General features: G+C 43.2%; 1 protein-coding gene. It reads right to left on the bottom strand.

Annotated features, from left to right (window positions below):
* Positions 1 to 7: 7 nt before the first annotated feature.
* Positions 8 to 820, bottom strand: a complete 813-nt coding sequence (locus ACT3TU_RS14260; RefSeq protein ID WP_192524963.1) for a MipA/OmpV family protein — start codon at positions 818 to 820, stop codon at positions 8 to 10.
* Positions 821 to 873: the final 53 nt, after the last annotated feature.

The raw sequence follows: 873 nt of genomic DNA, 5'->3' as shown, positions 1-873 counted from the left end.
AAAGATATTAAAACTTATACAACAAACCAAGTGTCGTCGTCGAGTCAGTACGCGAGTCAACCATTGGGCTATCATATTGCTCATTCGGTAAATAGCTCAAGCTTTGATTAGCAAAGCCTGCCCAGCGCTCATTAAAGTCATAATTGGCACTAATATTGATATAAGGGTTCAAGCTCGAATTTGAAGTGTAAGCCGCAACGCCTGTCTTCTCTGATTCTTTATCTGTTACGCCATAATAGTATTCATTATAGTCAGTATCATGATATTCAAAGCCAATACTTGGATAGACCGTTAACTTGTCTTTGGTTATTTTGGCAAGATACGTCAAGCGGGCACTATTGCCACCGCTATGATCTAAAACGTCAGTTGCAATCTGGGCACGAAAGCCACCAATCGGCGTACGGCGCAGGTATGTGAGACCAGCATCAGCAGATGCTTTACGCTTGTCGAGACCTTTGAGTGCGCCGCGTGCATCATCAGGATCAAACTCGCTACCAGAAAGTTGAGCATAAGCAGATAGCTGATTGGAGCCGTCGTTAATAAGGTAAGCACCAGCCTGAGCACCACGCGCGTACACTCTATTATTATCATAAAAGACACCCGGCAATACGCGTACATCAATACTGTCTTCCAAATCGTAGGCTGAGTTTATCGCCATGACATTGACACCAACGCTTAGCTGGGCATCTTTATCGGTCGGTAAGTTTTTATTAAATATAGCAGCACTAGATAGGCTAGCAGTACCAAATAAGATAGTGGCCGTTAGGGTGCTCAGCAAAGCGCGTGAGAAAGTAGGTGATAGCGTTGATGGTGTAAACATGATGTGCTCTCATAAGTGTGTGGGATTAATAAATGAAAATAAGTAAAAAAACG

Origin of the sequence: Psychrobacter sp. AOP3-A1-26 (assembly GCF_052378235.1) — a bacterium.
Taxonomy (GTDB): domain Bacteria; phylum Pseudomonadota; class Gammaproteobacteria; order Pseudomonadales; family Moraxellaceae; genus Psychrobacter.
Note: the sequence above shows the minus strand (reverse complement) of the source record. Positions and strands in the feature narration are given on the sequence as shown.

Coding starts and splice junctions, on each gene's coding strand:
- ACT3TU_RS14260 (WP_192524963.1), bottom strand. CDS start 820: ATGTTTACACCATCAACGCTATCACCTACTTTCTCACGCGCTTTGCTG.